15 protein-coding genes, 1 tRNA gene and 1 pseudogene are annotated in these 19,351 nt (G+C 66.6%); 8 read left to right on the top strand and 9 right to left on the bottom strand.

Features of this window, described 5'->3' with window-relative positions:
• Positions 1-52: 52 nt before the first annotated feature.
• The 3 genes and pseudogenes from HLA98_RS05945 to HLA98_RS05935 all read right to left on the bottom strand — a co-directional run bounded on the left by HLA98_RS05945 (position 53) and on the right by HLA98_RS05935 (position 3,765).
• A pseudogene (locus HLA98_RS05945) lies at positions 53-1,634 on the bottom strand (site-specific integrase).
• A gap of 106 nt (positions 1,635-1,740) precedes the next feature.
• Positions 1,741-1,814, bottom strand: a tRNA-Gly gene (locus tag HLA98_RS05940).
• A gap of 115 nt (positions 1,815-1,929) precedes the next feature.
• Positions 1,930-3,765: an autotransporter domain-containing esterase gene (locus HLA98_RS05935; protein ID WP_057499457.1), complete on the bottom strand. Its 1,836-nt coding sequence runs from the start codon at positions 3,763-3,765 to the stop codon at positions 1,930-1,932.
• A gap of 207 nt (positions 3,766-3,972) precedes the next feature.
• On the opposite strand from HLA98_RS05935, the gene thiS reads away from it, so the two are divergent.
• The 4 genes from thiS (at position 3,973) to HLA98_RS05915 (ending at position 7,683) form a co-directional block, all read left to right on the top strand.
• Positions 3,973-4,173: a sulfur carrier protein ThiS gene (thiS, locus tag HLA98_RS05930; protein WP_057499458.1), complete on the top strand. Its 201-nt coding sequence runs from the start codon at positions 3,973-3,975 to the stop codon at positions 4,171-4,173.
• Positions 4,174-4,279: 106 nt separating this feature from the next.
• Complete coding sequence (locus HLA98_RS05925; protein WP_049447493.1) at positions 4,280-5,074, top strand: thiazole synthase; 795 nt, start codon at positions 4,280-4,282, stop codon at positions 5,072-5,074.
• Complete coding sequence (trmB, locus tag HLA98_RS05920) at positions 5,074-5,808, top strand: tRNA (guanosine(46)-N7)-methyltransferase TrmB (protein WP_005410814.1); 735 nt, start codon at positions 5,074-5,076, stop codon at positions 5,806-5,808. The genes HLA98_RS05925 and trmB overlap by 1 nt, the downstream gene beginning before the upstream one ends.
• Positions 5,809-5,835: 27 nt before the next feature.
• Positions 5,836-7,683 carry an SLC13 family permease gene (locus HLA98_RS05915; RefSeq protein ID WP_049447494.1) on the top strand — a complete coding sequence of 616 codons (1,848 nt, stop codon included), beginning with the start codon at positions 5,836-5,838 and terminating at the stop codon, positions 7,681-7,683.
• Positions 7,684-7,992: 309 nt separating this feature from the next.
• Here the strand turns inward: HLA98_RS05915 and HLA98_RS05910 are convergent, their stop codons facing one another.
• Positions 7,993-8,328, bottom strand: coding sequence for a Rieske (2Fe-2S) protein (locus tag HLA98_RS05910; RefSeq protein WP_057499459.1), 336 nt, complete (start codon positions 8,326-8,328; stop codon positions 7,993-7,995).
• A gap of 178 nt (positions 8,329-8,506) precedes the next feature.
• Between HLA98_RS05910 and HLA98_RS05905 the strand changes: the two genes are divergently transcribed.
• The 4 genes from HLA98_RS05905 (at position 8,507) to HLA98_RS05890 (ending at position 11,735) form a co-directional block, all read left to right on the top strand.
• The gene (locus HLA98_RS05905) at positions 8,507-8,788 is read left to right on the top strand and encodes a hypothetical protein (RefSeq protein ID WP_005410817.1); all 282 of its coding nucleotides are present in this window, start codon (positions 8,507-8,509) and stop codon (positions 8,786-8,788) included.
• Between the two features lie 75 nt (positions 8,789-8,863).
• Complete coding sequence (locus HLA98_RS05900; RefSeq protein WP_057499460.1) at positions 8,864-9,580, top strand: fumarylacetoacetate hydrolase family protein; 717 nt, start codon at positions 8,864-8,866, stop codon at positions 9,578-9,580.
• Positions 9,581-9,634: 54 nt separating this feature from the next.
• Positions 9,635-10,039 (top strand): large-conductance mechanosensitive channel protein MscL, encoded by a 405-nt coding sequence (gene mscL / locus HLA98_RS05895; protein WP_049447393.1) that lies wholly within the window; start codon positions 9,635-9,637, stop codon positions 10,037-10,039.
• 274 nt (positions 10,040-10,313) lie between these two features.
• Complete coding sequence (locus HLA98_RS05890; RefSeq protein ID WP_057499461.1) at positions 10,314-11,735, top strand: M28 family peptidase; 1,422 nt, start codon at positions 10,314-10,316, stop codon at positions 11,733-11,735.
• Positions 11,736-11,896: 161 nt separating this feature from the next.
• Here the strand turns inward: HLA98_RS05890 and HLA98_RS05885 are convergent, their stop codons facing one another.
• From HLA98_RS05885 to HLA98_RS05865, 5 genes are all read right to left on the bottom strand, one after another.
• A complete protein-coding gene (locus HLA98_RS05885) occupies positions 11,897-12,730 on the bottom strand; it encodes a TrmH family RNA methyltransferase (protein WP_057499462.1) in 834 nt (277 codons plus the stop codon).
• Positions 12,723-14,240 (bottom strand): alanine/glycine:cation symporter family protein, encoded by a 1,518-nt coding sequence (locus HLA98_RS05880; RefSeq protein WP_057499463.1) that lies wholly within the window; start codon positions 14,238-14,240, stop codon positions 12,723-12,725. Before HLA98_RS05880 ends, HLA98_RS05885 begins: the two co-directional genes overlap by 8 nt.
• 180 nt (positions 14,241-14,420) lie before the next feature.
• Positions 14,421-14,960, bottom strand: coding sequence for a GNAT family N-acetyltransferase (locus tag HLA98_RS05875; RefSeq protein ID WP_057499464.1), 540 nt, complete (start codon positions 14,958-14,960; stop codon positions 14,421-14,423).
• A complete protein-coding gene (locus HLA98_RS05870) occupies positions 14,953-18,078 on the bottom strand; it encodes an efflux RND transporter permease subunit (RefSeq protein WP_057499465.1) in 3,126 nt (1,041 codons plus the stop codon). Before HLA98_RS05870 ends, HLA98_RS05875 begins: the two co-directional genes overlap by 8 nt.
• Positions 18,075-19,181 (bottom strand): efflux RND transporter periplasmic adaptor subunit, encoded by a 1,107-nt coding sequence (locus HLA98_RS05865; protein WP_049447385.1) that lies wholly within the window; start codon positions 19,179-19,181, stop codon positions 18,075-18,077. The genes HLA98_RS05870 and HLA98_RS05865 overlap by 4 nt, the downstream gene beginning before the upstream one ends.
• Between the last annotated feature and the right edge of the window lie 170 nt (positions 19,182-19,351).

The raw sequence follows: 19,351 nt of genomic DNA, 5'->3' as shown, positions 1-19,351 counted from the left end.
CAGCGCCAGCAAGTGAGTAGAAGTTCCAGTTCAGCTTCAGGAAGGCCCCCGCTCAGCTGGGGGCCTTTTTCTTTCCTCCACGCCGACCAACTTCCCGCAGCTTCTGCTCGGCCGAGCGCAACGCCAAGTCAAACTGCCCCGGTTGATAGCGCGGCAACACAACCGGAGGCGAGAACCTGCCCAACGTCGCCACGCGGTCCGGCAGGGTGGAGCGGTGAATGTAGTGCTTCTCCAAAACCGTCTGCCCCGCAGCATGTCCGGTGACCGCGCCGATGGCCGCTGGCGACGCACCTGCGGCGTCGAGGCGATCGGCCAAGGTGTGGCGAAAACCGTGAAAGCCCTGCCCCTTTTCCTCGACGCCTTGCCGCTTGATGTAGGTGGAAAACTGGCGTGACAGCTGCCTGCCAAATCCCAGACCGGTGCTGTTCGGGAGATTGGGGAACAACTGCACATGGCCTGCGGCCTTGGCCTCCTGCACGTAGTCCAGGAACCCGGCCCTCCAGCACGGGTTGCGCCAAGGGAATAAAACGGCGCGAATGCTTGCCCTTGATCCGTTGGCCCCTGGCCACCACCCGGACGTAGAATCCGGGAACGCCATCGACCGTTGCGATGTCATCCACTTGCAACTGAGCCACTTCGTTGACCCGAGCACCGCTGTAGAGCCCGAGCATCGGACCAAACCACCGATGCGGATACTTCGACGCCCAGGGAACAAACGCGCTTCCAAAAATGGCGCCCAACTCGCTGTCGGTGAAGGGAGATCCCCTGTCTTCTTCGTCTGGGGTCGCCACCGCTCGAACGCCTGCCAATGGATTGACCTCCACTCGCTTGGCCTCGACCAAGGAGATAAAGAACACCGACAGACGCTGGCGGTGCTTTTTGATGGTCCAGGCGGCCGGCTCGGGCTCATCGTTGGCCTTTGCCAAGGCCATCACCTCCAGCACCGGCATTCCTCGGTAAGCAGGCCGCTTGGATGCATTCGAAGGCCACCATCGAATTGCGCTGAAGAACTCGCGCACGTGATCTTGCGCAAGCTCGGACACAGGCAGATCTTCCCCTACCACGCCAGCAAACAACCGCAACGTGTGACGGCTCTCCAGAATCGTCTTTGGCTGCAACTTCGCGTTGGTCAGATCCGTCAGGTGGTTTTCGATGGCCTTAGACAGTGACAGTCCAACCGAACGACCTGTCGCCTCCCTCTTCGCATGCGTCTCCTGCTGCTTGAGCAGAAAATGCTCAGGAAGCAGGCCGATGCTTTCTACTGGATCGGCGCTGGCCATCTTTTCGAGGGTCTCGCGCCAGAACGCCATGTCTTCCGGCGTTTTGATCTCCACCTCGGTCACGCCCGCGCCGTTGGGGAACGTGATCCCTTTCAAGATCAGCTGTTGAACGCCATTCCGCCGCACCCTGCGTAACACCTCGTCGATGTCCACCGCCTGCCCCTGTCTCAATGCTTGGAATGCATGAGAGAGTGCCATGCCCATGCGGGCAGCGACCAGCCTGGCCACGTCTCCGAAGGGAGCGTGCAACGGACGAACGAGGAAGCGCGAGCCGACCAATGCTCGCAAGTCTTTCGGGACGAGAAAACGGGCATAAACCCCGCTTGGCCTGGCCAAAAGCAATGGCTTTGGCATGTTTGGCGATACCTCAAACGATACCCAGGAAGGTCGTTTGAGAGGCCGTTATCCAACCCCAAAATTCTCGCGCCTCCAGACACTTAGCGCGGATCTCGGTGCTGATTGGAGCGGGCGAAGGGAATCGAACCCTCGTCAGTAGCTTGGGAAGCTACAGCTCTACCATTGAGCTACGCCCGCGTTGCGGTGGAAAGTCTATGCGCTGGGGGCGGTGTTGCGCAATGGTGCCCCCGCATCAGAGCGGGGCCGGATCCCTTTCGGCAACGAAAGGGATCCGACCCCGCCTGGTTTCTGCTTAGAAGCTGCCGCTGAAGTTGGCGAACAGCGTCGCGTCCTGGGCACGCTTCTGCCCGGCCGAAGCGCTCAGGCCGAAGTTGCTCTGCAGGCCGAACAGCTCGGTACGGGCACCCAGCACCACGGTGGCGTAGTTCTTGTCGAAGTTCAGGCCCGGCACGCGATAGCTGCCCAGTTCCGGCAGGGTCTGCAGCCAGGCACTGGCCTGCTTGGTGTCTTCGAACTCGTGGTCGTAGGTCACCTGCGCGTAAGGCTTGACGGTGCCGCCATCGAAGCGGGCCTGCCAGCCGATGCGACCGACGGTCGAATCGACGTTCTGGCGGTCGTAGCCCAGTGCGGTGGCCAGCGTGCCGGCGGCAGCGCTTTCGGTGTAACCGTCGATCTTCACCTTCTGCCAGATCACCGAAGCAATCGGACCGTGGCGGAAGCCGCCTTCGGTGCCGAACTCGTAACCGGCGTTCAGGGCAGCGGTCAGGTTGCTGCCGTCCGGCGAACCACCGTGCTCGCGGGTGGCCGGACCCAACTGGACCTTGCGGTTCACGTCATAGGACAACCAGGTGTAGCTGACCTGGCCATTGACCCAGATGCGGTCGTGGTACCAGCCCGCGAACAGACCAGCGGTGGTGTCCTTCTGGGTGAAGTCGCCACGGCTGTTGCCGAAGTCGGCGTTGAGACGGCCGAAGCCGGCGAAGCCGCCGAACACCATGCCGTCGCGTGCCCAGTCGATACCGAACAGGCCGGCGGGCGCCAGGCCGTCGTACAGGTCGGCATGGTCATAACGCTGCAGGTCACCGCGCACGCCGCCCCACCAGGACAGGCCATCGGCCGGGCGACCCCCCAGGTGCATGCTGACCTGATCGGCACGCGAACGGCCGATGGTCTGTGCCGAGTGGCTCAGCACCTGCTGCAGACGCGGGCCTTCCAGCACGGAGACCGCATACTGGCCCAGCAGCTGATGGCCGGCGGTGGTCGGATGCACGCCGTCGGCGAACAGGTAGGTGTTGGCCGCATCCGGGCTGACGTAGCTGGTCGGGTTGCAGCCGATGATGCTCGCAGTGGAGTTGTTCGGATCGATCTTGCAGGCCGTACCGGTGACGTTGGTGAAGCCGTACATGCCCGGGTTGGCAGCGACTTCAGCCAGCACGGTGAAGGTATCGAGCGGGATGAACTCGATGCCGGCCTGCTTCAGGCCACCGTACAGGGCCTTGTTGTAGCCGGCCGACAGCGCCGTGGCGGTAGCGGCATTCGGGCCGCGGAAGGCCGGGGTCAGACCGACGTTGGGCAGGTTCGGCACCAGCACGTACTGCGCACCGGCCTGCTTCAGCGCGCCGACCAAAGCGATCTGATCGGTGACGGCCGCACCGATGATGGCCTGCGCCTGGGCCGGCGCAGCGGCGGCGGCAAACAGGTCATTGGCACCGCCCCAGACGGTGTACAGGGCATTGGCGTCAGCCTTGCCGCCATTTGCGGCGAGGTAGCGGGCGGCCTGCGACTTCAGCGAAGGGATGGTGCCCATCGCGCTCGGCACGTCCACGCCGACGCGGGCGCCGCCAGCAGCGTAGTTGTCGCCGTTCTGGCCATTGCCGTTGGGCGTGCCGTCGAGGCCGTAGTAATTGGCCACCTGTTGCGACCACACCCAACCCGGGTTGGTAGTGAACTGGCCGGTGACCGGACGTACGCCCGGATCCAGCAGCGGGCGGAAATAGCCGGCATCGGTGAGGCTGTCACCGAAGAACACGGCTCTGGAATACGGGGATTCGCCTGCCATGGCCGGTAGCGCGGCCAGCGCGATCGCGGCCGCCATCAGGGAGCGGATCGGGCGTTTGCTGAGCAGCATGTAAAGAACTCCTGTGGGGAAATCGTTGAGGACCCGGCGGACGTACGCCGGCGCACGGTGAATGGTTTCACCGCGCTGCCATTTGCTCACGCTGCGCCGCCGCATGGATTGTCGCCCGAGCACGGCAAAGCCCGCTGTGCCGGAGCTGGCGCCCGGTTCAATTTGCAAACGTTCCGATCCCGGCGGGCTATCAGCGACAATGTGCGGATGAACATCCAGCTCAACGGCGAACCCCGCACCCTGCCCGCTTCGGCGACCCTCCACGACCTGCTCGAGGCCGAGCAGCTGCTGCAGCGCCGGGTGGCGGTGGAGGTCAACGGCGAGATCGTCAGCCGCAGCCGCCATGGCGCGCATGTCCTGTCCGAAGGCGACGTGGTGGAGATCGTGCACGCACTGGGCGGCGGCTGAGACCTGTCCGGCTTTGCCGGCCTGCCGCCGGCAGTATCCACACCGATCCACGGCCTGCACGCCATTGCGTGATCCCATCTTCAGGCGGATAAGCGATAATCGCGCCATGAACGTTCATGTCTCCCCCGATTCGCTGGTGATCGCCGGCAAGACCTATGGCTCGCGGCTGCTGACCGGCACCGGCAAGTTCAAGGATCTGGAAGAAACCCGCCTGGCCACCGAGGCTGCTGGCGCCCAGATCGTCACCGTGGCCATCCGCCGCACCAACATCGGGCAGAACCCGGGCGAACCGAACCTGCTGGACGTGCTGCCGCCGGAGCGCTTCACCATCCTGCCCAATACCGCTGGCTGCTACACCGCCGAAGACGCCGTGCGTACCTGCCGCCTGGCCCGTGAGCTGCTGGACGGCCACAACCTGACCAAGCTGGAAGTGCTGGGCGACCAGAAGTCGCTGTACCCGGACGTGGTGCAGACCCTCAAGGCTGCCGAGCAGCTGGTCAAGGACGGCTTCGAAGTGATGGTCTACACCTCCGATGACCCGATCCTGGCCAAGCGCCTGGAAGAGATCGGCTGCGCTGCGGTGATGCCGTTGGCCGCGCCGATCGGTTCGGGCCTGGGCATCCAGAACAAGTACAACCTGCTGCAGATCATCGAGGACGCCAAGGTGCCGATCATCGTCGACGCCGGCGTGGGCACCGCGTCGGATGCGGCAATCGCGATGGAGCTGGGCTGCGACGGCGTGCTGATGAATACCGCCATTGCCGGTGCACGCAGCCCGGTGCTGATGGCCAGCGCCATGCGCAAGGCGGTCGAGGCCGGCCGCGAGGCCTTCCTGGCCGGGCGCATCCCGCGCAAGCGCTACGCCAGCGCCTCCTCCCCGGTGGATGGATTGATCGGCTGATGACCAATCCTTTCGACAGCGCCGGTTCCAAGGCCCCGCCCAAGCCCTTCACCGTGAGCGAGGGTCGCCGTGAAGTACGCAGCTTCGTGTTGCGCCAGGGACGTTTCACCCCCGCCCAGCAGCGCGCGTTCGACGAACGCTGGCCGCGCTTCGGCCTCGACTACACCGGCCAGCCGCGTGACCTGGACGCCACTTTCGGGCGCCCGGCACACAAGGTGCTGGAAATCGGCTTCGGCAACGGTGCCGCGCTGCGCTTCGCCGCCCAGCACGACCCGTCGCGCGACTACATCGGCATCGAAGTGCACGCGCCCGGCGTGGGTCGCCTGCTGAACGCGCTGGCCGACGACAACGCCGACCACGTGCGCCTGTACCACCACGATGCGGTGGAAGTGCTGCAGAACGAGATCGCCGACGGCGCGCTGGATGAAGTGCGCATCTACTTCCCGGACCCGTGGCACAAGAAGCGCCACAACAAGCGCCGCCTGCTGCAGCCGGCGTTCGCCGAGCTGCTGGTGCGCAAGCTGCGCCCGGGTGGCCGCCTGCACTGCGCCACCGACTGGGAAGACTACGCCGAGCAGATGTGGGACGTGCTTGATGCCACCGCCGGGCTGGTCAACCGCGCCGGCCCGCGTGGCAGCGTGCCGCGCCCGGACTGGCGCCCGCAGACGCACTTCGAGACCCGCGGCCAGAAGCTCGGCCACGGTGTCTGGGACCTGTTGTACGACCGCACCTGACGATCGCCTGAGGACGCCGCGCCCCACATGGATACCGCGCTGACGCTGACCAACGACATGAAGCTCGTGCTCGGGCTGGTCGGCTTCACGATGGCGATGTTCCTGTTCGAGCGCATCCGCGCCGACGTGGTCGCGCTGGTGGTGCTGGTGGTGCTCGGTGTCACCGGCCTGATCGCGCCGGAGGAAATCTTCGGCGGTTTCTCCGGTAACGCGGTGATGAGCATCATCGCCACCACCATCCTCGGTGCGGGCCTGGACCGCACCGGGGCGCTGAACCGGCTGGCGGCCTGGCTGCTGCGGCGCGGCCACGGTGTCGAGCAGCGGCTGCTGATGATGACCACCGCCATCGCCGGCCTGAACTCGTCCTTCATGCAGAACCCGTCGGTGATGGCGCTGTACCTGCCGGTCGCCTCGCGACTGGCGGCGCGCACCGGGCTGACGATGCAGCGCCTGCTGCTGCCGATCTCGGCGGCGATCGTGATGGGCGGCGCGCTGACCATGGTCGGCAATTCGCCGCTGATCCTGCTGAACGATCTGCTGGCCTCGGCCAACAACAACCTGCCCTCGGGCCTGGCCACCATCGAGCCGCTGCGCATGTTCGCGCCGCTGCCGATCGGCGTGGCCCTGCTGATCGCCTCGCTGCTGTACTTCCGCTACTACGGCGACCGCAAGCTGGTGGAAGAGGAAAGCCTGGTCAACGACGGCGTCACCCCGGCACGCACCGAGAGCTATTTCGCCAAGACCTATGGCATCGAAGGCGATGTGTTCGAGCTGGTGGTGACCGCCGAAAGCCCGCTGGTGGGCATGACCCTGGGCGAGGCCGAAAACCTGCACGATGCGCCGCTGCTGCTGGCCCTGAAAACCGGCAACGACACCCGCCTGGCGCCGCCGGCGGAGATGCGCATCTGGGTCGGCAGCGTGCTCGGTGCGATGGGCCCGCGCGAGCAGATCAACGACTTCGCGCAGAACCAGTTCCTGCGCATGTCATCGCGCCTGAAGCACCTGGGTGACCTGTTCAACCCCAGCCGTGCCGGCATTTCCGAGGCGGTGGTGCCGCCGACCTCGAACGTGATCGGCAAGAGCGCGGCCGACCTGCGCCTGCGCAAGGAGCGCGGCATCAGCCTGCTGGCGATCAACCGCGACAAGCAGGTGATCCGCGAGGACGCGCGCGACGTGCAGCTGCGCGCGGGCGACATGCTGGTCTTCCACAGCATCTGGACCGACCTGGCGCAGGCCGCCAAGAGCCGCGACTTCGTGGTGGTGACCGACTACCCGACCGGCGAACAACGCCCGCACAAGTTCAAGATCGCGATGGCGATCTTCGCGCTGACCATCCTGATCGCACTGACCAGCAAGCTGCCGGTGGCGCTGACACTGATGACCGGCGTGGCCGGCATGCTGCTGACCGGCGTGCTGCGCATGGACGAGGCCTATGCCTCGATCAACTGGAAGACGGTGTTCATGATGGCCGGGCTGATTCCGCTCGGCTGGGCGATGGATTCCAGCGGCGCGGCGGCGTGGGTGGCCGGCCATACCATCGACAAGCTGCCCACCGGCATCCCGGTGTGGGTGCTGGAGGTGGCGCTGGCGCTGCTGACCACGGCGTTCTCGCTGGTGATCAGCCATGTGGGCGCGACCATCGTGATGGTGCCGATCGCGGTGAACCTGGCGTTGGCAGCGGGCGGCAACCCGACCGCGTTCGCGCTGATCGTGGCGTTGTCCGCCTCCAACAACCTGATGACGGCCTCCAACCCGGTGATCTCGATGATCACCGGCCCGGCCAACTACACCCCGCGCGAGATGTGGCGGGTCGGCGGCCCGCTGTCGCTGATCTACACCTGCGTGGTGGTGCTGATGATCAACCTGATGTTCTGAGGGGCTTGATCGGCAGGGCTGCGCCCTGCACCTGCAGAAGCCGAAGCAACAGCAACAGCAACAGCGGGCATTCCGTGGGATGGCGGGGCACTGTGGGTTTGCGGGGACGCCGTAAACCCATCCATGGGGGCTTGGTCGCGGCATCCATGCCGCTCACACCCCGCAAACCCACAGTGCGCCGCCTTCGACAGTTTCACGCGGCGGGTGGTGGGTGCCGACCGTTGGTCGGCACGGATCTCGCTCTGTTAGCTGTCGACCTTGGTCGACACGGCTTTTATAGAGTCGAGCCGTGCTCGACTGCTTCTGGCCTCAAGCCAGACAGACCTGCCCATCGCGGATATCGACCGGCACCGCACGCAGGCGGTCCCCCTTGCACGGGCCAGCGATGCAGTCGCCGCTGTCCAGCGCGAACGAAGCGCCATGCGCGGCGCAGACCAGGTGGCCTTCGCGGCTCTTCAGGAACTGGCCCGGGGCCCAGTCCAGGCGGCGGCCGGCGTGCGGGCAGATGTTCAGGAACGCACGCACCTGCGCACCGTCGCGGTACAGCACCAGCGACTCGGCATCGCCATCAACCACCGCTTCGACCTCAGCAAACGCGCCATCGGCAATGGCATCAAGGGCGATCAGGGCAGCAGCGGCAGTCATGGCGAAGGCTCGGACAGTAAACCCGCATTGTCGCACGCCCACTCAGGTGACTGGCTGCAACATGAACACAAGTCATTGATTCGTAATAAGCACAGGCTATATTTAACGAGTTTTTCACTCAATGACAGTGGCGCGTCCCGATACTCTGGTTTCGCTGATCCCAGCCTATCGAGCCGCCATGTTCAATCGCGCATCCGCCTTCAACCAGTTCCGCACCCTGTTCGCGCCGCGCAAGCCGCGTCACCCGCTGGTGCGCGTGGCCGTGGGCCTGCTCGGCCTGGCGATCCTGGCCGCGATGGTGTTCATCGGCGTATTCGTCGGTGCGGCGATGATCCTGGTCGGCCTGGCGTGGAAGCTGCTGGCTTCGCGTAAGCCGGGTGTCGCCCGTCCGGTCGACCCGACCGTGGTCGAGGGCGAGTACCGCGTGGTGCGCAAGCCGGTGCTGCCGGCCTCGCGCTGACCTGCGCCATCCGCGCCCGCTGACGGCGGGCGCCATGCGTTCTAGACTGCGGGCACGCCCTTCCTGGATGCCCGCATGTCCGATGTCTCCGATGTGATCCCTGCCGTAACCCTGCCGCGTGTGCCGGTAGCCGGTGGCGGCAGTTTTCCCGTGCACCGCATCTACTGCGTCGGCCGCAACTTCGCCGACCACGCCCGCGAAATGGGCGCGGCGGTGCCGGCAGCCGATGATCGCGGCCGACCGATGTTCTTCAGCAAGCCGGCCGATGCGATCGTGGTCGGCCACGACGATGCCATCCCCTACCCACCGGCGACCGCCAACCTGCACCACGAAGTGGAACTGGTGGTGGCGATCGGCCGCGACGCGCCCGCAGGCGAACTGGCCGTGGCCGACGCCGACGCGCTGATCTACGGCTACGCCGTTGGCCTGGACCTGACCCGCCGCGACCTGCAGGCCGCGGCCAAGGACAAGGGCCACCCGTGGGATGCAGCCAAGGGCTTCGATGCCTCCGCGCCGATCAGCGAGATCGTGCACGCTGAGGAAGTGGGCGACCTGGCCGCGCTGAACCTGTCGCTGGAGGTCAACGGCGAGGTGCGCCAGCAGGCGCTGCTCGACCAGATGATCTGGACCGTGCCGGAGATCCTGCATGAGCTGTCCAAGCTCTGGCAGCTGCGCGCGGGCGATCTGGTGTTCATGGGCACGCCGTCCGGGGTCGCCGCCTTGAAGCCGGGCGATCGCTTCAGTGCGCGCCTGGAAAACGTGGCCGAGCGCCACGGCGTGATCGCCGGCTGACATCACCTGCGCTACCCTGCGCGCTGTCCACTTCCCCACCGGAGAAAAACAACAATGGGAATGCTCACCGAGTTCAAGGAATTCGCGATGCGCGGCAACGTCATCGACCTCGCCGTCGGCGTGGTGATCGGCGCGGCCTTCGGCAAGATCGTGACCGCGCTGGTCGAGAAGATCATCATGCCGCCGCTGGGCCTGCTGATCGGCAAGGTGGATTTCTCGCAGCTGGCGTGGACGCTGTCGCCGGCCCGCATCGGGCCGGACGGCAAGGAGATTCCGGCGGTGGTGATCGGCTACGGTGACTTCATCAACACGCTGATCCAGTTCGTGATCGTGGCCTTCGCCATTTTCCTGGTGATCAAGGTGATCAACCGCCTGTCGCGCAAGAAGGAAGCCGCTCCCGCTGCGCCGGCCGAGGAAGTGGTGCTGCTGCGCGAGATCCGCGACAGCCTGAAGAAATAAGGTATCGGGCGCCTACGGGCGCCCCGAATACCTGTAGAGCGGAGCCCACGCTCGGCTGCCTTCGTGCGTAGAGTCGAGCTTGCTCGACTGCCCGGAAAAATCAGTCGAGTAGGGCTCGACTCTACAGAAGCACACGAAAGCCCCGCCCCGGCGGGGCTTTCGCTTTGCCGGACGTGGCGGAAAACAGCGTTCGCGCCAGCCATGACCTCCCGCCCATGCGCGCGGCTGAACGACTGTTAAGCTCCAAGGCTTAGGTCCCTTCCCGGAGTTGTCCATGCGTCGCCGCGTCCTTGCCATCGCATCCTCCCTCGCCCTGCTGGCCGCCCCGGCCTTCGCGGCGCCACGCATCACCACCCTGCCCCCGGCCTCGCTGGCCACCGCCGCACAGCTGCGCGACCAGGCGCTGGCCGATGACACCGGCTGGAAGGTGGTCGAATCGCTTACCACCGAAATCGGTCCGCGCATTGCCGGCAGCGAAGCCGACGCCCGTGCGGTGGCCTGGGCCGAAGCCAAGTTCAAGGCGCTGGGCTTCGACAAGGTGTGGAAAGAACCGGTGACCTTCCCGAAGTGGGAGCGCCGCAGCGAACACGCCGCCGTGACCGGCAGGAACCCGCAGCCGCTGCAGATCACCGCACTGGGCGGCAGCCCGGGCGGCACCGTGGAAGCCGAAGTGGTGCGCTTCGCCGACCTGGCCGCGCTGCAGGCCGCACCGGCCGGTTCGCTGAAGGGCAAGATCGCCTTCGTCGATTACCAGATGCTGCCGTTCCGCGATGGCCGCGACTACGGCCGTGGCGGCGCGATCCGCAGCAAGGGCCCGTCCGAGGCGATCCGCAAGGGCGCGGTGGGCTTCCTGATGCGCTCGGCCGGTACCGACTCGCACCGCGTGCCACATACCGGCATCACCCGTTTCGATGAGGGCCTGACCCCGGTGCCGTCGGCGGCGCTGTCGGTGCCCGATGCCGACCAGCTGGCGCGCCTGCTGGCCCGTGGCAGTACCACGGTGAAGGTGGCGCTGGACTGCGGCTGGGATGGCACTGCCACCTCGTACAACGTGATCGGCGAGATCACCGGCCGCAGCCTGCCGAAGGAAGTGGTGGTGATCGGTGGTCACCTGGATTCGTGGGACCTGGGCACCGGCGCGGTCGATGACGGCGCAGGCGTGGGCATCACCATGGCTGCTGGTCACCTGATCGGCCTGCTGAAGCAGGCACCGAAGCGAACCATCCGCGTGGTTGCCTTCGCCAACGAAGAACAGGGCCTGTACGGCGGCAAGGCCTACGCCGAAGCGCATGCAAAGGACGTGGCCCTGCACCAGCTGGCTGCCGAGAGCGACTTCGGCGCAGGCCGCATCTACGCCTTCAATACCGGTTCGCCGAACCCGGAAGGCTCGCGCGAAGCGACCAGGCAGATTGCCGAAGTGATGAAGCCGCTGGGCATCGAGTACCAGGCCGACAAGGGTGGCCCGGGCCCGGACGTCGGCCCGCTGGCCGCCAGGGGCGGTGCGTGGGCGTGGCTGGCGCAGGATGGCTCGGACTACTTCCACCTGCACCACACCGCCGACGACACGCTGGACAAGATCGACCCGAAGGCGCTGGCACAGAACGTGGCCGCCTACACTGTGTTCGCCTACCTGGCCGCGGAAGCCGATGGCAGCTTCGGCAGCGAGGCCAAGGCGACCACGCCTCCGAACGAGTGATGCGGTAGTGCCGGGCCATGCCCGGCGAGCGCAACTGGAAGCGCGGTGCGAACCAAGGTTCGCACCCACCAAGGCGGGTCCTGAATCAGGAACCCTGCAGGATCAGAGCCCTCGCCTGCGGCGAGGGATCCAACCCCGATCATGCGACCCCGGATACGGGATCAGCCGCGTCGACTGGCCCACTGCGCCAGCAGCACGGCCGTGGCCGAGGCCACGTTCAGGCTCTCCACCGCGCCGCTGCCGGGAATCGAGACCCGCATGTCGCATTCGCTGGCCAGGCCGCGGTCCATGCCCTCGCCTTCAGCGCCCATCACATACACAAGGCGCGACGGCAGCGACGCGCGGAACACGTCATCACCGCCCTCGACCAGGGTTGCGGCCAGGCCGAAACCGGCACTGCGCAGCTGCGCCATCGCCTCTGCAGTCTCCGGCAGCTGCACCAGCGGCACCGACTCCGCCCCGCCTTCAGCCACGCGTGCGGCGGCACCGGACAGCGCCAGTGTGCTGCCAGCCGGCAGCAGCAGCGCCTTGACGCCGAAGTGCGCGGCCGAGCGCAGGATCGCACCGAAGTTGTGCGGATTGCCGACGCCGTCCAGCCACAACGCCAGCGCCGGGCCTTCGCCGAGATCCTCCAGCCACTGCGCCAGCGGCACGACCGGCGCGCGCAGCACGTCGGCCACCAGGCCTTCGTGGTGCGTGGTAGCGGCCAGCTTGTTGAGGTCACCCTCCTCCACCACGCGATAGCCCACGCGGTTGGCCACGCACCACTTCAGCACCGGCTGCATGCGCGGAATCAGCGCGTCCACCAGGTACAACTTGCGCAACGCCTGCGGCCGCTTGGCGAACAGGGCCTGCACGGCGTTCCAGCCATACAGGCGCAATTCGTCGTTGCCGCGCCCCGGTGGCGGCGGGGTGCCGCCCTCACGCGGTGGCAGCGGGGTGGCCCGCGGCGGTCGCGACGACGGGCGGCGGGCGTTCTTCCAGGGATCATTCACTACGGGACAACTCCAGCTTGCGTTGACGCCAGAAATCGGCGTTCTTGATGCCCAGGGCATCGGGGTCGAAGGTCGGATCGAGGCCGAGCTTCTTCTGTCGTTCGTAATCACGCAGGGCCAGCATGGCCGGCTTCTGGATGATGAGGATGGCAATGATGTTCAGCCAGGCCATCAGGCCCACGCCGATGTCACCCAGCGCCCAGGCCAGGGTTGCATTATGGAACGCGCCGAACACCACCATGCCGATGATGCCCAGGCGCAGCAGCAGCACGGTCAGCGGGCGCTTCTTGTTGTGGTTCACATAGCTCAGATTGGTCTCGGCCATGTAGTAGTACGCCATGATGGTGGTGAAGGCGAAGAAGAAGATCGCGATCGATACGAACGCCGAACCCCAGCCCGGCAGCACCGCTTCCACGCCGGCCTGCGCGTAGCCCGCGCCTTCCGGAATGCCGGCCAGGCCCTGGAAGATCGGCTCGGCGCCGGCCACGGGCGAGTACACGTTGTAGGTGCCGCTGGCCAGGATCAGGAACGCGGTGGCGGTACACACCATCATGGTGTCGAAGTAGATGGCGAAAGCCTGCACGTAACCCTGCTTGGCCGGGTGCGAGACTTCCGAGGCGGCTGCCGCGTGCGGGCCCGAGCCCTGGCCGGCTTCGTTGGCGTAGATGCCGCGCTTGATGCCCCACTCCACCGCCAGGCCCATCATCGCGCCGAACGCGGCGTGGGTGCCGAAGGCGCTGCTGAAGATGATGTTGAACATCTCCGGCACGCGGTCGTAGTTGATGATCATGATGACGATGGCCATCAGGATGAAGCCGGCGGCCATGAACGGCACCACCACTTCGGCGAAGTTGGCGATGCGCTTGACGCCGCCGAAGATCACCACGCCCAGCAGCAGCGCGACCACGATGCCGATGCCCAGCTTCAGCGCCTGCACCGATTCCATGCCGAAGGCCTGGCCATCGAGCGGCCCGCACAGCGCGGTGCCACGGCAGGCGTTGATGATGCTGTCGGCAATGGCGTTGGCCTGCACGCCCGGCATCAGGAAGCCGGCGGCGATAATCGTGGCGATGGCGAAGGCCAGCGCGTACCACTTCAGGCCCATGGCCTTTTCGATGTAGTACGCCGGGCCACCGCGGTAGCGGCCTTCGGCGTCCTTGGTCTTGTAGATCTGCGCCAGGGTGCATTCCACGTACGACGTGGACGCGCCAAGGAAGCCCATCACCCACATCCAGAAGATGGCACCGGGGCCGCCGAAGGCGATGGCGGTGGCCACGCCGGCGATGTTGCCGATGCCCATGCGGCCGGCCATCGACATGGCCAGGGCCTGGAACGAGGACACGCCGGCGTCGGATTTCTCACCCTTGACGGTGAGGCGGCACATCTCGAGGAAGCCGCGGATCTGCATGAAGCGCGTGCGCAGGCTGAAGAACAGGCCGGCGCCCAGGCATACGAAGATCAGTGCCTTGCTCCAGATGATGCTGTTGATGAAATGTACGGTTGCTTCCACGCGCGCTCTCTCCAGTCGGCGGGTTGTAAGGACGTCCCGTCGGCTGGAAGGGACCGGTCGATTCTCCCTGATCGAAGGCCGCTGCGGTAGCGCTGTTTTGTAGAGCCGAGCCCATGCTCGGCTTGGGCCCCCGAGGGCAGCCGAGCATGGGCTCGGCTCTACAGCGGCCAGCCCGCGTGTTCAGGGCAGCTGCGTGCGTACCCGGGCAAAGCGGCGCAGGTCGTGCAGGACGCCGCGCTTGTAGACCGCGGAGCGCTCCACGCCTTCTTCCTGAAAGCCGTTCTTCTCCAGCACCCGGGCCGAGCCGAGGTTGAAGTCGACCACGGTGGCCTGCAGCCTGAACAGGCGCAGTTCGTCCATCACCCACGGTGCGAACAGGCCGACCACGCGGGTCATCACGCCCTGGCCCCAGTAGGCCTGGCCCAGCCAGTAACCCAGTTCGGCGGTATGCCCACGTTCGGCCACGCCCTGTTGGGCACCGACGCTGCCGCAGGCCTGGCCGTCTATCTCGATGGCCAGGTTCAGGGTGCCGGGGGCCAGCACGCGGCCCGCGAGGAAGGCCTCGCCATCCTCGCGCGTGTACGGGTACGGAAAGCGATCACGCAGGCCCCGCGACACTTCGGCGTCGTTGGCATGGCGCAGCAGCGATTCCAGATCATCCGGGCGCCAGGCCCGCAGCTGGAAGCCGTCGCCCCGCAGCAGGGTGGTCGGATCAGGCATGGCCACCCACCGAGGGCGATTCCGCTTCCTGCTTCTCCAGTTCGCGCTTCACCGCTTCCGGCGAGCGGGTGTATGGGGCCAGCCGCGCGTAGAACGCCGGCACCACGAACAGCGACAGGAAGGTGGACAGGGTGACGCCGAAGATGATCACGATGCCGATCGTGCCACGGCTGGCCGAACCCGGGCCACCGGCCACCACCAGCGGGATCGCGCCGACGACGGTGGCGATGGAGGTCATCAGGATCGGGCGCAGGCGCACCATCGCCGATTCGATGATCGCCTCGCGCACGGTTCTTCCGTCGTCGCGCAGCTGGTTGGCGAATTCGACAATGAGGATGCCGTTCTTCGCTGCCAGGCCGACCAGCATGACGATGCCGATCTGGCTGAACAGGTTCACCGTGCCCCCACTCACCCACAACCCGACCAGTGCACCGAGTACGCCCAGCGGCACGGTCAGCATGATGGTCAGCGGGTGGATGAAGCTCTCGAACTGCGCGGCCAGCACCAGATAGACCACCAGCAGGGCCATCGCGAAGGTCAGCAGCACCGCGCCACCGGCGCTCTGGTATTCGCGCGATTCGCCCTTCCAGTTCACCTGCGCGTACTGCGGCAGCTCTTCGCGCGTGACCTGCTGCGCCCAGGCGATGGCCTCACCCAGCGGATAGCCCGGCGCCAGGCCGGCGCTGATGGTGATCGAACGCAGTCGGTTGAAGCGGTTCAGGGTGCCGGCCTCGGCCACTTCGCTCAGTGTGACCAGATTGGACAGCGGCACAAGTTCGCCGGAGGTCGCACGCACGCGGATCGCGGCCAGATCGGCCGGGCTGGCGCGGCCATCACGGCCGGCCTGGACCAGCACGTCGTATTCCTCGCCGTTGTCGACGAAGGTGGTGACGCGGCGCGAGCCCATCATGGTTTCCAGCGCCGAACCGATCGCGGTGACCGGCACGCCGAGGTCGGCCGCACGCTGGCGGTCGATGTTCACCCGCATCTGTGGCCGGGTTTCCTTGTAGTCCGAGTCCGGGCCGACCAGGCCGGGATTGTCGGCCATGCGCAGCAGAATGCGGTCGCGCCACTGCGCGATCTCGGCGTATTCCGGGCCACCGAGCACGATCTGGAACGGCTGCCCGCCACTGCGCACCAGGCCGCCACCGACCTGGGTACGCACGCGCACGCCACGGATGGTGTCCAGCTCCTTCTGCAGTTCGTTGGCGACTTCCGGCGTGCCTTCGCTGCGCTGACGCCACGGCTGCAGGAACACGCTGACGCGGCCGGTGTGCATTTCCTCGCTGGCGCCGAAGCCGCCGGGCACGCGCGGGTTGGCGCGCACGATCGGCTTGTCCGCGCCCACGTGCGGCGCCAGCAGCGCTTCCACCTGCTGTACCTGCTGCACGGTGTAGTCGTAGCCGGCGCCTTCCGGTCCATCGATCATGATCTGGAACGAACCGCGGTCTTCGGCCGGCGCCAGTTCCGACGGCAGCACCTTGATCAGCAACCAGCTGGCCGCCAACGCAGCAACCATCACCAGCAGATAGATCCAGGTGCGATCCACATGATGATCGAGCACCCGCCCATAGGCGCTCGCCAGGCGTTCCAGGTTGCGGTTGATGAAGCCGTGCAGCCCGCGCGGTGCCTGCCCGGTATGCGGCTTGAGCAGCTTGGAGGCCATCATCGGGGTCAGCGTCAGCGCCACGAACGCCGACAGCGCCACTGCGGCGGCCAGTGCCACTGCCAGTTCGCGGAACAGGCGCCCGGTGTTGCCTTCCAGGAAACCGACCGGCAGGAACACCGCCACCAGCACGGCGGTGGTGGCGATCACCGCGAAGGCGACCTGCGCGGTACCGCGCTTGGAGGCCACCAGCGGCGGCTCGCCCAGGTCGATGCGGCGCTGCACGTTCTCCACCACCACGATCGCATCGTCCACCACCAGGCCGATGCACAGCACCAGAGCAAGCAGGGTCAGCAGGTTGATCGAGAAGTCGAACGCATACAGCGCGATGAACGCCGCGACCAGGCACACCGGTACCGTCACCGCCGGAATCAGTGCGGCGCGGAAGCTGCCGAGGAACAGCCAGATCACCGCCAGCACCAGGATCATCGCCTCCACCAGCGTGGCGTAGACGCGGTCCACGGCGGCTTCGATGAAGGTGGTGTTGTCGAACGCAACGAAGATCTGCGTGCCCTTGGGCAGCGACAGCGCCACACGCTCGGATTCGGCACGCGCAGTGCGCGCCACGTCCAGCGAGTTGGCGGTAGAGGTCTTGACGATGCCCAGGCCGATGCCCGGCTCGCCGTTGCTGCGGTAGTACGCGCGACGCTCGGCCGAGGCCAGCTCGATCTTCGCCACGTCGCCCATGCGCACCACGTAGCCGTCGCGGCCCTTGCCCAGCGGGATGGTCGCGAAGTCTTCCGGCTTGATGTAGTTGCGCTCAACGCGCAGGGTGAAATCGCGGTCGGTCGACTCGATGCGGCCGGCCGGCAATTCCACGTTCTCGTTGCGCAGCGCGGTTTCCACGTCGCCGGTGGTCAGCCCGCGTGCGGCCAGCTGGTCACGGTCCAGCCAGATGCGCATCGCGTAGCGCTGGCGGCCACCGATGCGGACCTGGGCCACGCCATCGAGGCTGGAGAAGCGGTCGACAACATAGCGGTCGGCGTAGTCGCTCAGTTCCAGCGTGTCCATGGTCGAGGAGACCATGTTGAACCAGATGATCGGATCGGCATCGCTTTCGACCTTGGCGATTTCCGGCGGCCGCGCTTCTTCCGGCATGCGGTCGGCGACACGGCTGACCGCATCACGCACGTCATTGGCCGCCGCTTCGATATCGCGGTTGGAGGTGAACTCGATGCTGACCTGCGAGCGGCCGTTGGTGCTGCGCGCGTTGATCGTATCGATGCCTTCGATGCCGGCCAGCGCATCTTCCAGCACCTGGGTGATGCGGCTTTCGATGACCGCTGCCGAGGCGCCGGTGTAGTCCACCGATACCGAGACGATCGGCGGATCGATGGCGGGCAGTTCGCGCAGGGTCAGGCGGGTGAAGGACATCACGCCCAGCACCAGCAGCAACAGGCTCATCACCACGGCGAACACCGGCCGCTGGATGGAGACGTCGGACAGCTTCATCCGCCGTGGCCCTCGGCCGCGACCGGTGCAGCGGCGTCAGCGGGCTTTGCACCGCTGGCCGGTGCCGCATCCTTGGCCGCGACCTTCAGGCCTGGGCGCAGCTTGCCGGTGCCATCGACCACGATGCGCTGGCCCGCTTCCAGGCCCTGCTTGATCTCGACCACGCCGGCGCGGCGCGCACCGGTCACCACGTCCACGCGCTCGACGCTGTCGTCGCTCTTGATGCGGTACACGAACGTGTCGCGGCCCACCTGCACCACGGCGATTTCCGGCACCACCAGCGCCGGGCGCTCGGGGCGGAACAGGCGCACGTCCAGCAACATGCCCGGGCGCAGCGCGTGGTCGCTGTTGGCGAAATCGCCGCGCACGGTCACCGCACGGGTCGCCGGGTCGATGCGTGCGTCGATGGTGCTGACCACGCCCTCGAAGGTGCGGCCCGGCCACGCCACGCTGGTGGCGCTGACCTTGTCACCGACGCCCAGCGCGGCCAGTTCCACTTCCGGCACCTGGAAATCGATGTGCATGTGCTCGATGTCGTCGAGCGTGGCGATCACCGTGGTCGGCGTCAGCAGCGTGCCCGGGCTGACCTGGCGGATACCCAGGACGCCAGCGAACGGCGCACGCACGCGGCGGTCGCCGATATCCGCCTGCATCTGCGCCACACGCGCCTCGGCGGCATCGCGGATCGACTTCTGCGTATCCAGCGTGGCGCTGGACACCAACCGCTGGGAGGCCAGCTCGCGCTGGCGCTTGTACAGCTGGTCGGCCTCGTGGAAGGTGGCCTGCGCCTGCACCAGGGCCGCTTCCTGGGCCTGCCCGCGCAGGGTCACGATCGGTGCGCCGGCGGCGATGTGCTGGCCGCTTTCGAAGTGCACCTTCTCGACGATCTCGCTGACCTTGGCGGTGACGCTGATCGACTCGCGTGCCTTGGCCGTGCCCAGTGCCTGCAGGGTGTCGTTCCACTGCCGGGACTGCACGACCTGCGCGGTGACCGGCACCGCTTCTCCCTGCCGACGCGCGGCGGCCTCCTGTTTGCCTGCGCACCCGGCCAGCACGGCCAGGCTGAGGCCAAGGGCCAGGGTCGAAGCGATACGAGCCAACATGAATGGTCCTGATTGATCCACGGCCGCCGAGTGTAGGCAAGGGCCCGCAAAAGCGGTATGTGCCAAGCGTTTACCAGCGTGGAACCAGTGCCGTGATAGCGCCCGGAATCCGTTCCGTGCAAGGCGGGTCGTGGCGATGTCGGCGTGTGTCGAGGTGTATCCAGCCGTGC

Origin of the sequence: Stenotrophomonas africana (assembly GCF_013004645.1) — a bacterium.
GTDB lineage: Bacteria > Pseudomonadota > Gammaproteobacteria > Xanthomonadales > Xanthomonadaceae > Stenotrophomonas > Stenotrophomonas africana.
This window is presented reverse-complemented; position numbering and strand designations above follow the sequence as displayed.